The 399-nt window shown below is 71.4% G+C and carries 1 protein-coding gene; it reads left to right on the forward strand.

Annotation, left to right across the window (positions count from 1 at the left end; all coding sequences use genetic code 11):
* Window positions 1–399, forward strand: a 399-nt coding sequence (locus EKO23_RS25625; protein ID WP_217702820.1) for a peroxidase family protein, incomplete at both ends; no start/stop codon positions are given.

A 399-nucleotide genomic window follows, 5' to 3' on the forward strand; every position in this document is an offset into this window, starting at 1 on the left:
TCCGGTTCGGCCACTCGATGGTCCGCGAGGCCTACAGCTGGAACGCGCGGTTCCCGGACCGCCAGGGCACCCTCGACCTGCTGTTCTTCTTCTCCGCGACCTCGAGCACGCTCGGGGGCAACCCGCGGCTGCCCAGCAACTGGATCGCGGACTGGCGCCGGCTCTACCGGTTCAGCCAGATCGGGCGGACGGACCTCAAGCCGCCGGCCGGCGAGGCGAACGCCGCCCGGCGGATCGACACCGGCCTGGTCGACCCGCTCGCGATCCTGCCGAAGGGGTCGTTCGGCGGGGTGGACGCCGACGAGTTCACGATCCGGGCGAACCTCGCCTTCCGCAACCTGACCCGGGCCAGCATGGTCCGGCTGGCCAGCGGTCAGCAGATGGCGACGTTCCTGCGCA

Source organism: Nocardioides guangzhouensis (assembly GCF_004519545.1).
Classification (GTDB): domain Bacteria; phylum Actinomycetota; class Actinomycetes; order Propionibacteriales; family Nocardioidaceae; genus Nocardioides; species Nocardioides guangzhouensis.